This window comes from Carnobacterium jeotgali MS3 (assembly GCF_000745125.1).
GTDB classification, from domain to species: domain Bacteria; phylum Bacillota; class Bacilli; order Lactobacillales; family Carnobacteriaceae; genus Carnobacterium_B; species Carnobacterium_B jeotgali.
The window spans coordinates 404432-421363 of record NZ_JQNF01000005.1; the positions used below are offsets into that span (position 1 = coordinate 404432).

The 16932-nt window shown below is 35.0% G+C and carries 17 protein-coding genes and 1 other annotated feature; all 17 genes read left to right on the forward strand.

What is annotated here, in order from left to right; all coding sequences use genetic code 11:
- The first annotated feature begins 79 nt into the window (after window positions 1–79).
- Window positions 80–127, forward strand: a sequence feature (sodium ion sensor (DUF1646 type); this cis-regulatory element may regulate processes involved in with the transportation of sodium ions).
- Between the two features lie 45 nt (window positions 128–172).
- The 17 genes from BP18_RS04420 (at window position 173) to rsmB (ending at window position 16741) form a co-directional block, all read left to right on the forward strand.
- Window positions 173–499 carry a hypothetical protein gene (locus BP18_RS04420; RefSeq protein WP_029277941.1) on the forward strand — a complete coding sequence of 109 codons (327 nt, stop codon included), beginning with the start codon at window positions 173–175 and terminating at the stop codon, window positions 497–499.
- Window positions 486–2447 carry a V-type ATP synthase subunit I gene (locus tag BP18_RS04425; RefSeq protein ID WP_007723803.1) on the forward strand — a complete coding sequence of 654 codons (1962 nt, stop codon included), beginning with the start codon at window positions 486–488 and terminating at the stop codon, window positions 2445–2447. Before BP18_RS04420 ends, BP18_RS04425 begins: the two co-directional genes overlap by 14 nt.
- 30 nt (window positions 2448–2477) lie before the next feature.
- Complete coding sequence (locus tag BP18_RS04430; protein WP_007723800.1) at window positions 2478–2954, forward strand: V-type ATP synthase subunit K; 477 nt, start codon at window positions 2478–2480, stop codon at window positions 2952–2954.
- Window positions 2955–3003: 49 nt separating this feature from the next.
- Window positions 3004–3585, forward strand: a complete 582-nt coding sequence (locus tag BP18_RS04435) for a V-type ATP synthase subunit E (RefSeq protein WP_029277940.1) — start codon at window positions 3004–3006, stop codon at window positions 3583–3585.
- A 15-nt stretch (window positions 3586–3600) separates the two neighbouring features.
- Window positions 3601–4605, forward strand: a complete 1005-nt coding sequence (locus BP18_RS04440; protein WP_029277938.1) for a V-type ATP synthase subunit C — start codon at window positions 3601–3603, stop codon at window positions 4603–4605.
- Window positions 4595–4906, forward strand: coding sequence for a V-type ATP synthase subunit F (locus tag BP18_RS04445; protein ID WP_029277936.1), 312 nt, complete (start codon window positions 4595–4597; stop codon window positions 4904–4906). Before BP18_RS04440 ends, BP18_RS04445 begins: the two co-directional genes overlap by 11 nt.
- A 12-nt stretch (window positions 4907–4918) precedes the next feature.
- Window positions 4919–6694, forward strand: a complete 1776-nt coding sequence (locus BP18_RS04450) for a V-type ATP synthase subunit A (RefSeq protein ID WP_029277934.1) — start codon at window positions 4919–4921, stop codon at window positions 6692–6694.
- Window positions 6695–8071 (forward strand): V-type ATP synthase subunit B, encoded by a 1377-nt coding sequence (locus tag BP18_RS04455; protein ID WP_007723787.1) that lies wholly within the window; start codon window positions 6695–6697, stop codon window positions 8069–8071.
- A 6-nt stretch (window positions 8072–8077) separates the two neighbouring features.
- The gene (locus BP18_RS04460) at window positions 8078–8704 is read left to right on the forward strand and encodes a V-type ATP synthase subunit D (RefSeq protein ID WP_007723784.1); all 627 of its coding nucleotides are present in this window, start codon (window positions 8078–8080) and stop codon (window positions 8702–8704) included.
- Window positions 8705–8930: 226 nt separating this feature from the next.
- Window positions 8931–9146, forward strand: a complete 216-nt coding sequence (locus BP18_RS04465; protein WP_007723781.1) for a YdbC family protein — start codon at window positions 8931–8933, stop codon at window positions 9144–9146.
- A gap of 76 nt (window positions 9147–9222) precedes the next feature.
- On the forward strand, window positions 9223–9837 hold the full coding sequence (gene gmk / locus BP18_RS04470) for a guanylate kinase (RefSeq protein ID WP_007723777.1): 615 nt from the start codon (window positions 9223–9225) through the stop codon (window positions 9835–9837).
- A 5-nt stretch (window positions 9838–9842) separates the two neighbouring features.
- Window positions 9843–10058, forward strand: coding sequence for a DNA-directed RNA polymerase subunit omega (rpoZ, locus tag BP18_RS04475; RefSeq protein ID WP_007723774.1), 216 nt, complete (start codon window positions 9843–9845; stop codon window positions 10056–10058).
- 189 nt (window positions 10059–10247) lie between these two features.
- Window positions 10248–11453 (forward strand): bifunctional phosphopantothenoylcysteine decarboxylase/phosphopantothenate--cysteine ligase CoaBC, encoded by a 1206-nt coding sequence (gene coaBC / locus BP18_RS04480; RefSeq protein WP_007723771.1) that lies wholly within the window; start codon window positions 10248–10250, stop codon window positions 11451–11453.
- Between the two features lie 14 nt (window positions 11454–11467).
- Window positions 11468–13882: a primosomal protein N' gene (gene priA, locus BP18_RS04485; RefSeq protein WP_007723770.1), complete on the forward strand. Its 2415-nt coding sequence runs from the start codon at window positions 11468–11470 to the stop codon at window positions 13880–13882.
- Between the two features lie 48 nt (window positions 13883–13930).
- On the forward strand, window positions 13931–14425 hold the full coding sequence (gene def / locus BP18_RS04490; protein ID WP_007723768.1) for a peptide deformylase: 495 nt from the start codon (window positions 13931–13933) through the stop codon (window positions 14423–14425).
- Window positions 14422–15375 (forward strand): methionyl-tRNA formyltransferase, encoded by a 954-nt coding sequence (gene fmt, locus BP18_RS04495; RefSeq protein WP_007723766.1) that lies wholly within the window; start codon window positions 14422–14424, stop codon window positions 15373–15375. The genes def and fmt overlap by 4 nt, the downstream gene beginning before the upstream one ends.
- Window positions 15365–16741 carry a 16S rRNA (cytosine(967)-C(5))-methyltransferase RsmB gene (gene rsmB / locus BP18_RS04500; protein ID WP_007723764.1) on the forward strand — a complete coding sequence of 459 codons (1377 nt, stop codon included), beginning with the start codon at window positions 15365–15367 and terminating at the stop codon, window positions 16739–16741. The genes fmt and rsmB overlap by 11 nt, the downstream gene beginning before the upstream one ends.
- Window positions 16742–16932 lie beyond the last annotated feature (191 nt).

Consider the following 16932-nt stretch of genomic DNA (forward strand, 5'->3'; position numbering starts at 1 on the left):
TACGTTGATGTCAAGGTGTTTATAATTTGACAAGTAGAGAGTGCTATGTTAAGTTATGCTTAGTTGAATAAAAAACAATGGTTGGGCATTTGCTTTCAAGGATAAATTCTTCAAGGGGTGAGAAGAATAGTTCTTAGTGATGCCTTTTTTTGCATTTTAAGGAGGTGTATGAATGAGTATAGAAGCAATTGAATACGTTAAAGAAGCGGAAGAAAGAGCCCAGAAAATAGAAGTTAATGGAGAAAAAAAGATTCAAGAAATTAGTCAATCCATTAATGAAGAAATTAAAAAAAGTAGTCAAAATATGCAACAGGAATTAGACGCGTATGAAGCAGATCAACAAGGACTGTTTCGTGATCGTTTAGCAATAGAAAAACAAGCTGTTGATCAAGAACAGTCTCTTGAGGTCGAAGCAATACTTCGATCTGTTGAGAATAGACAAAACAGTATTGTTGATCATATTGTAAAGGAGGTAAGCACTCACTATGGCAATAGCTAAGATGAAACAAATGACACTTTTAGCGGAGCAAGAAAATAAGGATTCTTTATTAAAAGCTGTACAAGAATTACAAAAGCTTGAAATGGTTGAATTATCTACATTAGAAGAATCTGAATTTCTTGATTACTATTCAACCGATACAGCGCCTCAAAAACGTGTTGAGTATGAAGAAAAGTTAAAAGAAATTCAGGCAACTCTAAATTTCTTAAATCAACATATTTCTCAACCAGGTATGATTGCTAAGTTGAAAAAAGGTCGTGAAGAGTACACTCTCGAAGAACTTGAAAGTCATGTCTGTCATTCAGATCTTAATCATACTATCATTGAGTTAGGAAAAATAGAAAAAAGACTGGTTGAATTAGATCAGAAGAAAAAAAATCTTGGAGAAAAAGAAGAATTTCTTCGGAAATGGCAAAATATGACTTTTAATCCTAATGATTTAAAAACCTTTCAATTAATGTCTGGAACGGTTGGAAGTATATCTTCTGGTAACGTAGAGAACTTTGAAAAAGAAGTTGAAGCAATAGAAAATAGTTATTTAGAAAAAATATTTCATTATAAAGACGAAGCTTCCTATCTAGTATTAGTACCAAAAAAATTAAACTCTTTAATGGAAGAAGTTTTTGAACGTTTCCAATTATCTAAATTGTTTTATCCTTATAAACAGACTCCTCTAGATGAATTGAAAGTAGTTCTTAAAGAAGTTAGTGATTTACGTAAAGAAGAAGCTAAATTAAAAGACACAATAAAAACATTTAAAGAAAAAGTCATAGATCTCCAACTTGGTGAAGAATATTACTACAATTTAGTTGAAAGAGAAATAGGGAAAACTTTATTACTAAATGGTAGTGATTTATTTATTTTGAATGGTTGGCTAGAAGAGGAACGAATTCCGGAATTAAACAGCCTTTTAGATGAACATGTTGGAAAAGATGGTTATGTCGTTCTTGCGGATGAAATAAAATTTAAGAACTATGCTAAAGTACCTGTAGTATTGAAAAATAGTAAATTAGTTAAACCGTTTGAAAGTATTACAGAAATGTATAGTATGCCTAAATATGATGATGTCGATCCTACTCCATTTATGATGCCATTTTACTTTGTCTTTTTTGGAATGATGAGTGCAGATTTAGGGTATGGAGTATTACTTTGGTTGGCAACTCTAATTGGATCTAAAGTGTTCAAGTTTGATAAGGGTATGAAGAACTTTGTCCAACTCTTTCACTATTTGTCTTATTCAGTAATTGCTTGGGGAGTTATTTATGGAAGTTTCTTTGGATATGACCTGCCATTCCAACTATTGTCGATTACGAATGATGTCATAACCATTTTGATTTTATCTGTAGTATTTGGTTTTATCCAGTTAGTATATGGATTGCTTTTAAATGGTGGACTAAAATGGCGTAAACAACAAAGATCATCTAGTTATATTGATGGAACAGCATGGGCTCTTATCTTATTAGGTATTGGTCTTTTAGTAATCAATATGGTCATTTGGAATAATGACCTTGTACAAATGATTTCTTTAGTTGTAATCATTGCCAATGTTATTGGAATTGTATTGGTAACTATGTTGGCATCTGACAATAAAGCAATGGGTTTTGGACTAGGGCTTTATAATATTTATGGAGCAACCAATTATGTTGGAGATTTAGTCAGCTATACTCGTTTAATGGCATTAGGCGTTTCAGGTGGAAGTATTGCGGTAGCTTTTAATTCTATTGTAGACATTTTCCCACCAGTAATGAAATTTACGATAGGTGCATTATTGTTTATCGTCTTACACTCATTAAACATTTTCTTAACCTACTTAAGTGCTTATATTCATACAATAAGACTTCAGTATGTTGAGTTTTTCGGTAAATTTTATGAAGGTGGAGGACGATCATTAGATCCTTTTAAAACCTTCGAAAAACATATTTATTTAAAAAATAGAACCAACAAATAAAAAAACGAATTTAAATGGAGGAATTTTATAATGGAAACTTTTACAAGTTATTTAATTGAAAATGGTGGATTAGTATTTGCAGCTTTAGGTATAGCTTTTGCTACATTCTTTGCTGGAACTGGTTCTGCTAAAGGTGTCGGAATTGCAGGGGAAGCAGCAGCAGCATTGACGACAGAACAACCTGAAAAATTTGGACAATCCTTAATTTTAATGTTATTACCAGGAACTCAAGGCTTATACGGTTTTGTTATTGCATTTTTAATTTTCTTAAATACTGGAGCAGATACAAGTTTAGCTGAAGGTATGTACATGTTTATGGCTTCTTTACCTATTGCATTTACTGGTTTAACTTCTGGTGTGGCACAAGGACGTGTTGCAGCTGCAGGTATCCAAATCTTAGCTAAAAGACCAGAACATGCAACTAAAGGGATTGTGTATGCAGCCATGGTAGAAACGTACGCTATTTTAGGTTTTGTTATTTCATTCTTAATGATATTTAACGCTTAATCATAATGATTCCATTTATAGTGAAAATAGAAAGAATGGAGGCGTGGAAATGTCAGATTTAAAACTATTGACAGAACGTTTGATTGAAAATAAAAAAGCTGAAGTACAAGTAAAAATCAAAGAAGCCGAAGCTGAAAAAGCTCAGTTGCTTGAAGAGTCAGCTCGGAGTCTAGCTGAAGAAAAAGCGAAACAAATCAGTTTAATTGATTCACGGTTGGCAAGGAAGTTTGAACAAGACAAGCATACGTTGCAAATCAATAAGCGAAATGAATTGCTTTCTGAAAAGCAAAAAATGTTAAAGCTTGTTTTTAATAAAGCTGAAGAACAAATGAATCAATGGACTGATACGGAGTTCCAACAGTTTTTATTGTCTGTTCTAAAACAGCATAAAGATAGTGAATCTATTGAATTGATACTAGGCCAATATTCTATCGATAAAGTATCAGACGACTGGATTAATAAAGTAGCTAAAGAAGTGGTCGATATTCAATTATCTGCTGAAACAATTTCTAGAAAAAATGGATTCATCCTTAAAAAGACTGGAATAGAGTACAACTATCTTTTTGATGAATTAGTTAAAGATATTAAAGGACAACTTGTTTCATCAGTTTCAAAACAATTATTTGATTAAAAAGGAGAGGAAATAATGAAATCAACAGACTTTGTTGGCGCAAATACACGCGTTCGCGTATATGAAAGTAGTCTCCTTAGAAATGATCAATATGAACGGATGTTACAAGCAAGTAATTTTGAAGAAGCAGTGAATGTGTTAAAAGATACTCCTTATCGAAATGATGTTGAAGAATTGAAGGAGACTAAGAATTACGATACGCTGTTGATGAATGAATTGCAGTCTGTCTATACTGATTTATTTAAGATTTCTCCTAATCCTAAGTTAATTGAGTTATTTTCATTGCGTTACTCTTATCATAATTTAAAAGTTTTGTTAAAAGAAAAGCTTACTAAAAAAGATTTAGATGCATTGCTTATAGATATAGGGAGTGTACCTACTTCAGTATTAAGACAAGCAGTTGAAACAAAGAGCTCAAGCGATTTAGATAACGATTATTTAATCAGTATTCGTGAGGCAGCCGATTCTTATGAGGAATACAAAAATAGCCAAGCCGTTGATATTATCCTAGATCGCCGCTATTTTACTCATTTAAGACATCTAGCAGAAAGTCTGGCTGATACTAAAATTTTAGATCTAGTGACTTTTTATATTGATTTGAATAATCTGTCTACTTTAACAAGAGCAATTCGCCAAAAAAGAACGCGCAATTTCTTAACAACTATTCTATCTAGCTCTGGGACGATACCTAAAGAGCAACTTGTTCAAATTGGAGCAGATAATTTAGTCAATGCAGGTAAAAAACTGGCAGAAACTAAATATAAAAACATTATTTTAGCTTCAATTAATGATGAAACAAAAGAGTTATCGCCAGAAAAAATAGATTTAGAGACAGATAATGCTTTTATTAATCGCATAAAAGATGCTAAACTTGAAGTTTTTGGTCCCTTACCAGTGATTGCTTATCTCTATGCTAAAGAGAATGAAGTGAAGAATTTGAGACTAATTTTAGTTGGTAAAGAAAATGATCTTCCCGTTGAAGCTATTAGAGAAAGGATGCGAATGAATTATGGCTCATAAGATTGGTGTAGTAGGAGATAAAGATTCTATCTTACCATTTAAAATGCTAGGCTTTGATGTTTTTTTCGCATCCGAAGCAAAAGAAGCTAGAACAACGATTGATCGATTAGCAACAGAAAATTATGGCATTATTTACTTAACTGAACCATTAGGTAAGTTGATTCCTGATACCATAAAACGATACGATGAAGAGATTTCGCCTGCTATTATATTGATTCCGAATCATTTAGGATCATTAGATATTGGTAAAAAGCGAATTCAAGAAAATGTTGAAAAAGCTGTCGGTCAAAATATTTTATAGGGGGTTACGAGTTTGAAAATAGGAAGAATTGTTAGTGTTTCCGGTCCTTTAGTTACAGCTGAAGGAATGGAAGAAGCAAATATCCAAGATATTTGTAAAGTCGGTAAATTAGGTCTAATTGGCGAAATTATTGAAATGCGTGGCAATGTAGCCTCAATTCAAGTTTATGAAGAAACATCTATGATTGGACCTGGAGAACCAGTTGAAACGACAGGAGATGCGCTATCTGTTGAATTGGCTCCTGGGATGATTGCACAAATGTTTGATGGAATTCAACGACCTCTCGATAAATTTATGGAAAAAACGGATAGTAATTTTTTAGTTCGCGGAGTCAGTATTGAAGCTTTAGACCGAACAAAAAAATGGGAATTCACACCAACTGTTACAGTTGGCCAAAAAGTATCTACAGGAGATATCGTAGGTTCAGTTCCCGAAACTAAAGTAATTTCTCATAAAATCATGGTTCCACATGGTATTGAAGGAACAATAAAAACTATTGAACAAGGTCAATTTGATATTAATGAAACAATTTATAGTATTGAAACTACAGATGGTGTAAAAGAGTTTACGATGATGCAAAAATGGCCTGTTCGTCATGGTCGTCCAACGGCTAAAAAATTAAATCCAGTTGAACCAATGGTAACTGGGCAACGTGTTATTGACACGTTATTCCCAGTAGCTAAAGGCGGATCAGCAGCTGTACCAGGTCCATTTGGAGCGGGTAAAACGGTTGTTCAGCATCAAATTGCAAAATGGGCGGATGTTGATTTAGTTGTTTATGTTGGTTGTGGTGAACGTGGAAACGAAATGACAGACGTAATCAATGAGTTTCCAGAATTGATTGACCCTAATACAGGAGAATCAATCATGGAAAGAACAATTTTGATTGCCAATACTTCTAATATGCCAGTTGCGGCTCGTGAAGCTTCAATATACACCGGAATCACTATTGCAGAATACTTCCGTGACATGGGTTACAGTGTAGCTATCATGGCGGATTCTACTTCTCGTTGGGCAGAAGCATTACGCGAAATGTCTGGACGTTTAGAAGAGATGCCAGGAGACGAAGGATATCCCGCTTATTTAGGTAGCCGTATTGCAGAATACTACGAACGTGCGGGTAAAGTAATCACATTAGGTTCTGAAGGCAGAGAAGGCAGTATAACAGCTATTGGTGCTGTATCCCCTCCAGGAGGAGATACATCTGAACCGGTAACTCAAAATACATTACGTGTTGTAAAAGTTTTTTGGAGCTTAGATAATTTATTGGCTCAAAGACGTCATTTCCCTTCAATTGATTGGTTGACTTCTTATTCTCTTTACTCAAATGAATTAAATGCTTATATAGGAAAAGCTCTTGATAAAGATTGGTCTGCTATGGTTACAAGAACAAAAGCACTTTTACAAGATGAGTCTGAATTAGATGAAATTGTACGTCTAGTCGGAGTGGATTCTTTATCTGAAAAAGACCGTTTGAAATTAGAAACAGCTAAAATGATTCGTGAAGACTTCTTGCAACAAAATGCTTTTGATGATGTTGATACGTATACTTCAAGAGAAAAACAATACGAAATGTTAGCGACTATTTTGAACTTTGAAGATGAAGCAAGAGCAGGTATGGAACTTGGTGCTTACTTTGCTGAAATTATGAAAGGTACATCAGCTGTTCGTGAACAAATCGCTAAATCAAAATACTTCCCTGAAGAACAAATCAGTAAATTTGAAGTGTTAAGAAAAGACATTAAAGAGGCTATACATGAAGTTGTTTCAAAAGGAGGTATGGAATAGATGCTCAAAGAATATCGCACAATAAATGAAGTTGTAGGACCTTTAATGGCTGTTGAAGGCGTAGAAGGTGTCAAATTTGATGAATTAGTTGAAATACAAATGCAAAACGGCGAAAAAAGACGTGGACAAGTTCTTGAAATTGATGGCGATAAAGCTATGGTTCAGATCTTTGAAGGATCAAGTGGAATTAACTTGAAAGATACCAAAGTCCGCTTTTTAGGAAGACCGTTATCTTTAGATGTTTCTGAAGACATGGTTGGACGTGTATTCGATGGAATGGGACGCGTAAATGATAATGGCCCAGAATTAATTCCTGAGAAAACATTAGATATCAATGGTGAAGCAATCAATCCTATGGCTCGTGACTACCCAGATGAATTTATTCAAACAGGTATTTCTTCTATTGACCATTTAAATACATTAGTTCGTGGACAAAAATTGCCTGTATTTTCAGGATCTGGTCTGCCACACAAAGAACTAGCCGCTCAAATTGCTCGTCAAGCGACTGTAAAAAATTCGGATGAAAAATTTGCCGTTGTTTTTGCAGCTATTGGGATTACTTTTGAAGAAGCTGAATTCTTTATGGAAGACTTCCGTAAAACTGGCGCAATCGATCGTTCAGTTATGTTTATCAATTTAGCGGATGATCCTGCTATTGAACGTATTGCAACGCCTAAAATGGCATTGACTGCAGCAGAATATTTAGCTTATGAAAAAGATATGCATGTACTAGTTATTATGACTGATATGACAAACTACTGTGAAGCTTTACGTGAAATTTCAGCAGCACGTCGTGAAGTTCCTGGTCGTCGTGGTTACCCTGGATATCTTTATACTAACTTGGCTACCTTATATGAACGTGCGGGTCGCCTTGTAGGAGGAAAAGGATCAGTAACTCAAATTCCTATTTTAACAATGCCGGAAGATGATAAAACTCATCCGATTCCAGATTTAACAGGATACATCACTGAAGGACAATTGATTTTGTCTCGTGAACTATACAATAGTGGTGTTCAACCACCAATTGATGTACTGCCTTCTCTTTCTCGTTTGAAAGATAAAGGAACAGGTGAAGGTAAGACTAGAAAAGACCATGCAGCAACGATGAACCAATTATTCGCTGCTTACGCTCAAGGAAAACAAGCGAAAGAGCTTGCGGTTGTTTTAGGAGATTCTGCATTATCAGCAGAAGATAAAATGTTTGCAGAATTTGCGAATCGTTTTGAAAAAGAGTATGTGAATCAAGGGAATTACACAAATCGTACAATTGAGGAAACATTGGACTTAGGATGGGAATTGTTATCTATTCTGCCACGGACTGAATTGAAACGTATTAAAGACGATATGTTAGACGAATACCTGCCGAAAGGGGAGTAAGTCTAAATGGTAAAGTTAAATGTAAATCCCACAAGAATGGAATTAGCGACATTAAAAGCAAAACTAAGTACAGCAAATCGCGGACACAAATTATTAAAAGATAAACAAGATGAATTAATGAGACAATTTATTTTATTGATTCGAAGAAATAATGAGTTACGTGCAGAAGTTGAAACGAAGTTGACCAAAGCGATGCAATCTTTTGTAATGGCTAAAGCACTCTTGAACGAAAAATTTATTGAAGAGTTAGTAGCTATCCCACCTCGGAGTGTTAGTCTTGATTTGTATGAAAAAAATATTATGAGTGTAAAAGTGCCTGTAATGAATTTCAAGTACGATGATAATGAAGACTCTGAAGAATTGGTCTATGGTTACCTTAATTCTAATAGTGAATTAGATACATCTATTGAGCAAATGGCAGATGTGCTCAAACAACTATTGGAATTGTCTGAAATAGAAAAGACATGTCAATTAATGGCTGATGAGATTGAAAAAACTCGTCGTCGAGTAAATGCTCTAGAATACATGACGATTCCTCGTTATGAAGAAACCATCTATTTCATTCAAATGAAATTAGATGAAAGTGAACGAGCTGCGATTACTCGATTGATGAAAGTTAAAGACATGGGTTAAAAAAGTGAAAATAAACATCAAATCAGGGGTTTTATCCTTGAATTGATGTTTATTTTTTTGGGGAAACGTGATTGGTATGGCTTAGTAAATGGGGAATTAAAAAATAGAATTAGTACCTAAAAAAATAAAAAGCTATAAGAAAATGGGATTTTATGCTAAACTGGAGAATAAGTTATCTTTAACAGATAAAAATGAGAAGTAGATATAGATTGTTGAGGTGTTTATAATGAATCAAAAAATTTCATTTGAGATTTTGGAAGAATTAGCAGTTCTTTCTGAAAACACTAAAGGATGGCGCAAAGAATTAAATTTAGTGCGTTGGAATGAAAATCCTCCTAAGTTTGACATTCGTGAATGGAGTCCTGACCATGAAAAAATGGGAAAAGGTATCACGTTCACAAATGAGGAAATGGATGTTCTTAAACAATTTTTAAATACTTAAACAAAATGGAATTTGTTGAATCTGGATAATGGGTAAGAAATATTTCGAACATTTTAAGGATAGGAAGGATTTTGACATGACTGAACGTGGACTTTTAATTGTTCTTTCTGGACCATCTGGCGTAGGAAAAGGGACAGTAAGACAGGCAATATTTGAAAGCGACGACAACGATTTTGATTATTCAATTTCAATGACAACTCGCAAGCAAAGAGTAGGGGAAATAGATGAAGTAGATTACTTTTTCAGAACAAAAAAAGAATTTGAAGCTTTAATTGAAAGTGGAGGATTGTTGGAATATGCTGAATATGTAGGAAACTACTACGGGACTCCACTTGAATACGTTGAAAAAACGTTACAAAGCGGTAAAGACGTGTTTTTAGAAATAGAAGTTCAAGGAGCCCTTCAAGTTCGTGAAAAAATGCCTGAAGGAATATTTATCTTTTTAACACCACCAGATTTAAAAGAATTAAAATCGCGCATCGTTGGTCGTGGGACAGACGAAATGGCTATAATTGAACAACGTATGACAAAAGCAATTGAAGAAATTGATTTAATGCGTTATTATGATTATGCGGTTGAAAATGATAAAGTTGAAAATGCTGTAAGAAAAATCAAGCAAATCATTGAAAGTGAACACTTAAAAGTTTCACGCGTCATACAGCGTTATAAAAAAATGATCGAGGAGTTGTAAAAATCATGATGTTAGAACCATCTATTGATAGCTTATTAGAAAAAATTGAATCTAAGTATTCATTGGTTACATTAGCAAGCAAACGAGCACATGAACTTGATGAAGGTTCAATGCCAATGTTAGAAAAATACCGTTCACACAAAAATGTTGGACGTGCTTTAGAAGAAATTAATAATGGTGATTTAGTTATTGATCCAATAACTGTTGGACCAGAAGAATAAGATATCTAACTTAAAGTGCTTCAAAGTAATGTTTTTCTTACTTTGAAGCACTTTTGTCTTGAAAATAAATGCAATCAGAATGGGTTAATGCTAAGAATTATAGGATAGTTAAGACAAATGGTTCTATTTCTAGTAAAATAAAGAAGAGAAGCATCACTAATTTCAAGGCTCTATCAGGGGGGTTATCAGTTGTTAAAAGGAAAGAAAGTAGCAGTGTATGTTACCGGAGGGATTGCAGTTTATAAAGTCTCTGATTTGGTAAGACGCTTAATAAAAGCAGGAGCTACTGTGAAAGTAGCAATGACAATGTCTGCAACTGAATTTGTTACACCGTTGACCTTTCAAATATTAAGTAAGCACCATGTGTATACAGATACTTTTGATGAACGTGAGGGAGATAAAGTCAGTCATATCCACTTAGCTGATTGGTCTGATTTAGCAATTGTAGCGCCAGCAACGGCCAATACAATTGCTAAAATTGCACAAGGTATTGCGGATAATTTCGTGACTACAGCATTATTGGCTACGACAGCACCTATTTTTATTGTTCCCGCTATGAATCAACATATGCTTGAAAATGCGGCAACAGTTAGAAATATGCAACTACTAGAAGCTGACGGGCATTTTATTATGGAAACTGATACAGGTTTCTTAGCTGAAGGTTATGAAGGCAAAGGCCGTTTTCCTGAACCAGAAAAAATTATTGAAACGGTTCAAGCATTTTTATTAAATAAAGAAATGGATTTGCCATTAAAAAATAAAAAAGTCGTTATAACTGCTGGAGGAACAAAAGAACGAATTGATCCTGTTCGCTTCATTACAAATGATTCATCAGGGAAAATGGGTTATAGTTTAGCAATTGCTGCACGTAATCTAGGAGCTGATGTTTGTTTGATTTCGACGTCTAAAGTATTACAAAAACCATATGGCGTAACGTTAATCCAAGTTGAAACGGCAGAACAAATGCACCAGGCTATTAATAAAGAATTTGATAAAGCCTCCATTATTATTATGGCAGCTGCAGTATCTGACTATCGTCCAAAAAAAGTCGAAACGAATAAAATCAAGAAAAATGAGCAAGAAATGACACTTGCTTTAATAAAAAATACGGATATACTAGCTACACTTGGTAGCCAAAAGAAAGAACAATTTTTAATAGGATTTGCTGCAGAAACAACGAATGTTGAGGAATACGCTAGAGGAAAATTGATTAAGAAAAATGCCGATATGATTGTGGCAAATGACGTATCTAAAGCACATGCAGGATTCAACAAAGATACAAATGAAGTCACTATTTTTATGGTAGATGAAAAACCTATCGAATTAACAGTGAAAAGTAAACAGATGATAGCTGAGGAAATTTTAGCTGTTGCTCTTACTAAAATGAAAAAATAAAGGTGTGAGAATGAGTGGTTTCAATTGCTAAAGTAATTGTGGATGTTCCAACAATGCAGACGAACAAACCTTATGACTACCGTATTCCAGAAGAATTCGAACAAGACATTGTTCGAGGAATGCGTGTTGCTGTTCCCTTTGGTAAGGGGACGAGACAAGTCCAAGGTTTTGTTGTAGAAATTACTCACTCAACAGATTATGAAGGCGAGTTAAAACCAATTGTTGGGTTGATGGATCTAACAGCGGTTCTTGACGAAGAAATGCTGCTGTTAGGAAAAGCGATGGCTAGCAAAACCTATGCTTTTCAGATAACGTGTTACCAAACAATGTTGCCAGCAATATTGAAAGCGAAATATGAAAAAAGAATCCGATTGATTGACGAAATTCCAGAAGAGTTATTTTTTGAGTTGTTTAAAGGGAAAAATGAAATCAGTTGGGATGAAGCAGAAGAAAGAGCCATTTTACCACAGCTGATTGAGTTGAAGAAAAAAGAAGCTGTTGAAGTAATCTATGAAGTCAAAAACCAAGCAAAGACAAAGAAGAAACGAACGATTCAAGCTAGTTTGTCTTTTGAACAATTAGAGGATGAGAAAATTGCTTTAGGCAAACGTGGTCCAAAAAAACGATTGCTTTTAGATGTTCTACAGTCGCTAAATGATCAAACAATCAATGTGAGTGATATTACTACTGCAACAACTCTTACTACAACGGATATTCGAGCAGGGGAGAAAAAAGGCTGGTTGACAATTAAAGAAGTCGAAGTTTACCGTGACCCTTTTAAAGATCATTCGTTTAAACAGACGGTATCTTTCCAACTGAATGAAGGACAAGAAAAAGCAATTCAGCCTATATTAAAAGCTGTTTCTGAGGAACGACCAGAAGTATTTTTGTTAAAAGGGGTAACGGGTAGCGGCAAAACCGAAATTTATTTACAAACTATTGCCCAAACACTTCAAAATAATAAGAGTGCATTGATGCTTGTGCCTGAAATAGCTTTAACGCCTCAAATGGTCAATCATTTTAAAGGCCGATTTGGAGAAGAAGTAGCGGTGCTACACAGTGGTTTATCTGTTGGCGAAAAATATGACGAATGGCGTAAGATTGAACGAGGCGAAGCACGTGTAGTCGTAGGAGCTCGTTCCTCTATTTTTGCCCCGGTTAAAAACATCGGAGTCATCATTATCGATGAAGAGCATGAAGCGACTTATAAGCAAGATGAGAACCCCAGATATCATGCTAGAGATGTAGCAGTTTGGAGAGCAAATTACCACAATTGTCCGGTTATTTTAGGGAGTGCGACGCCTTCATTAGAATCAAGGGCTAGAGCTCAAAAAAAAGTTTATACATTATTGGAATTGCCAACTCGAGTGAATAAAAAAGAATTGCCTGATGTTGAAATTGTAGACATGAGAGAGGAAGCTAAACAAGCAAATCGCAGCAGTTTTTCCATGCTTTTACAAGAAAAAATTCGAGATCGAATAGCAAAAAAAGAGCAGATTGTTTTGCTATTGAATCGACGCGGTTATTCTTCTTTTGTCATGTGTCGGGATTGTGGATTTGTTTTACCTTGTCCAAATTGTGATATTTCGTTGACGTTGCATATGGATACAAAGACAATGAAATGCCATTATTGTGGTCATGAGGAAAAGATTCCGCATACTTGTCCAAGTTGTAAAAGCAACAAGATTCGGTATTATGGTACGGGAACACAAAAAATTGAAGAAGAACTAAAAGACGTTTTGCCTGAAGCAAAAGTAATCCGTATGGATGTCGACACAACACGGAAAAAAGGAGCACATGAGAAATTATTAGCTTCTTTTGGTAAAGGTGAGGCAGACATTTTACTAGGCACACAAATGATTGCAAAAGGGTTAGACTTTCCTAATATCACACTTGTTGGCGTTTTAAATGCAGACACAGGTTTAGGTCTCCCAGACTTTAGAGCCAGTGAGCGAACGTTTCAGTTATTAACACAAGTGAGTGGACGTGCTGGAAGAGCTGAGCTAACCGGTGAAGTAATCGTCCAAACCTTTAATCCTGAACACTATGCAATTCAGTTAGCAAAAGATCACGACTACGATACATTTTATAAAAAAGAGATGTCATTAAGGCACCGTGGAAACTATCCGCCTTATTTCTATACGATTTTGATTACGACCAGTCATGAGAAAGAACTTGAAGCAGCGAAGAAAATGCAACAAATCGTTCAATTTATTAAACCGCAATTACAACCAGAAACCATCTTGTTGGGTCCAACACCAAAAGCTGTTGCCCGCATGAATAACCGGTATTATTATCAAACAATTATTAAATATAAGAGTGAACCGCATTTAAAAGCGATTCTGCAAAGTATTTTAATGGAATCACAACGAGAAATGGCTAAAGGGTTACAGATTGCTATTGACTCTGAACCAATGAATTTTATCTAACAGATACACTCGATTCAGCTAAAGAAACGAAAAGAAAGAAGGCTAATTATGTCCGTTTTACCGATTCTAAAATACCCTGATCCAATGCTGATTACACCTACAAAAGAAGTAACAGAAATTACAGATGAAATTGTTCAACTATTGGAAGATATGTATGAAACAATGGTTGCAAATGATGGAATTGGGATTGCTGCTCCACAAGTAAATAGCAATCTTAGACTAGCTATCGTAGAAATTGATGAAGAATCAGGCTTGTATGAGATGATTAATCCGCGAATCGTACATGCTACTGGGGAAACAATTGACGTTGAAGGCTGTTTAAGTTTTCCAGAAGTATTTGGGACGATAAAAAGAGCAGATACAATTGTTTTAAGGTACTACGATCGCAATGGGGATGAGTTTGAAGTCGAAGCAGATGACTACCTCTCACGTGCTTTTCAGCATGAGTTGGAGCACTTGGATGGAAAGTTATTTACTGATAAAATCATTCAAAAGATTAACCCAGAAGATTTAGAAAGTTATATGGAGGCGAATTTAGAATGATAAAAATCATATTTATGGGGACTCCTGCTTTTTCAGTCCCAATACTTGAAGCATTAATTGATTCAGAATATGAAGTGATTGCTGTTGTATCCCAACCGGATAGACCTGTGGGTAGAAAAAAAGTATTAACTGCTTCACCAGTCAAAGCTGCAGCAGTTAAGCATGGATTGCCTATTTTTCAACCAGAAAAAATTTCAGGTTCACCCGAAATGGATGCACTAATTGCACTAGAGCCAGATTTAATCGTTACTGCAGCATTTGGGCAATTTTTACCGCAAAAATTATTATCAGTTCCTAAATACGGAGCGATTAATGTGCATGCTTCATTACTGCCTAAATATCGCGGTGGAGCTCCTGTTCACTATGCTCTTATGCAAGGAGAAAAAGAGACCGGCGTTTCTATTATGTATATGGAGAAAAAAATGGATGCAGGAGATATTCTTTCACAAAAATCATTAGAAATTACCAGAGATGATGATGTTGGGACATTATTTGATCGATTAAGTCTGTTAGGTAAAGAATTATTAATGGATACTTTGCCTAAATTATTAGCAGGAGACATTACACCGGTAAAACAAGATGAAGCAAAAGTTACTTTTTCACCCAATATTAAGCGTGAAGAAGAGATGATAGATTGGAATAAAACAGCAACTGAAGTAGATTTTCAAGTTCGCGGCATGCGTCCTTGGCCGGTAGCGTATACGGAGTTAGAAGGAAATAGACTAAAATTATGGGATGTAACGCCTACTGAAGAAGTAACAACGGCTGCTCCTGGAACGATTATACGAATCGAAAAAGAGGCAATCTATTTGGCATGTGGAAATCAAACCGTTTTAAAAATCAACGAAGTCCAACCAGCTGGGAAAAGTAAAATGACTGTTATGGCTTTCTTAAGTGGAGTAGGAAACCAACTAAAAGTTGGAGAAATGGTAGGGGTATATGGAAACTAATCAAGAGCCACAAAAAAGAAATGTCAAAAAAACAAGTCGTTATTTAGCTATGTCAATTTTAGAACGGACTGATAAAACGGGTTCATATTCTAATTTGCTTATTAACGAGGCGATTCAAAAAAATAAGTTGAGTGCAGCTGATGCTCGCTTATTAACCGAATTGGTATATGGCGTTTTGCAACGGAAATTAACTTTAGATTTTTATTTATCTTCATTTCTAGCTGAAGATAAAAAAATTGATATCTGGGTTCGCAATCTATTAAGATTGTCAATTTATCAAATGATTTATTTAGATAAAATACCGGTACATGCGATTTTATTTGAAGCAGTTGAAGTAGCTAAGAAAAAAGGGCATATCGGAATCAGTAAATTTATTAACGGCGTTTTAAGAAACGCTGATCGTAAAGGTTTCTCTAGCATTGAAACAATTAAGGATCCTATGGAACGTTTAAGCATTGAATTGAGCATGCCAAAATGGCTAGTCGAAAAATTCACTGAGGACATTGGCTTAGAAGAAACTAAAAAAATGGGTGAATCTCTGCTTCGTCCGAGCCATTCAAGCGCTCGAGTAAATGAGAAGTTTTTGACAGTGGAAGAAGCTTTAGAAGCTATGGAAGAAGAAGGATTTGACGTTCGTAAAAGTGCTATTTCACCAGTTGGTATCGTCAGTGATGGTGGACATTTTGCTTCCTCTCCTTTATTTCAATCAGGTCAATTAACGATTCAAGATGAATCTTCTCAACTAGTTGCGCCTGCTTTACAACTAGAACCACATCATCAAGTTTTAGATGCTTGTGCTGCGCCAGGTGGAAAAACAACTCATATTGCTTCATATTTATCTGCTGAAGAAGGCGGAAAAGTAACGGCACTTGATCTGCATGAGCATAAAGTAGCTTTGATTACTGAAAACGCCAAAAGAATGCATGTTGAAGATGTTGTTACAGCAATGAAACTGGATGCTAGAAATGTAGACCAAGAGTTTTCTGATGAACAGTTTGATCGCATATTAGTTGATGCGCCTTGTTCTGGTCTAGGATTAATGAGACGTAAACCAGATATTAAGTATACTAAAAAAGAAAAAGACTTATTAAATTTGCAAAAAGTTCAGTTGGGTATTTTAGAACAAGTCGCTCCAAAACTAAAAGTAGGTGGACTTTTAGTTTACAGTACGTGTACAATAGCAAATGAGGAAAATAAAGATACAGTTGACAAGTTTTTATCGTTACACACTGACTTTGAACAAGTTTCTGTCAAAGTTGAAGACTCGCTAACTAGATGTATAAAAAATGGATCTCTTCAACTTTATCCGCATGATTTTGGAACAGATGGCTTTTTTATCAGCTGTCTAAGAAAAGTACAGAAATAAGCGATTCAAAAGTTAAAACAAATAAACGGGAAGTTCTTTTCCCGTTTGATTTGTTTTTTAAGTAATTGTTGAGTATGTCTATTTCTGTATCATTTCACTACGGCTTGTTTATTCAAGCCGTAGTGAAATGATACAGAGAGTGAATAACCAATCGAAATTTTAATAAGAAACAAATTAGTGAAAGGTATGAG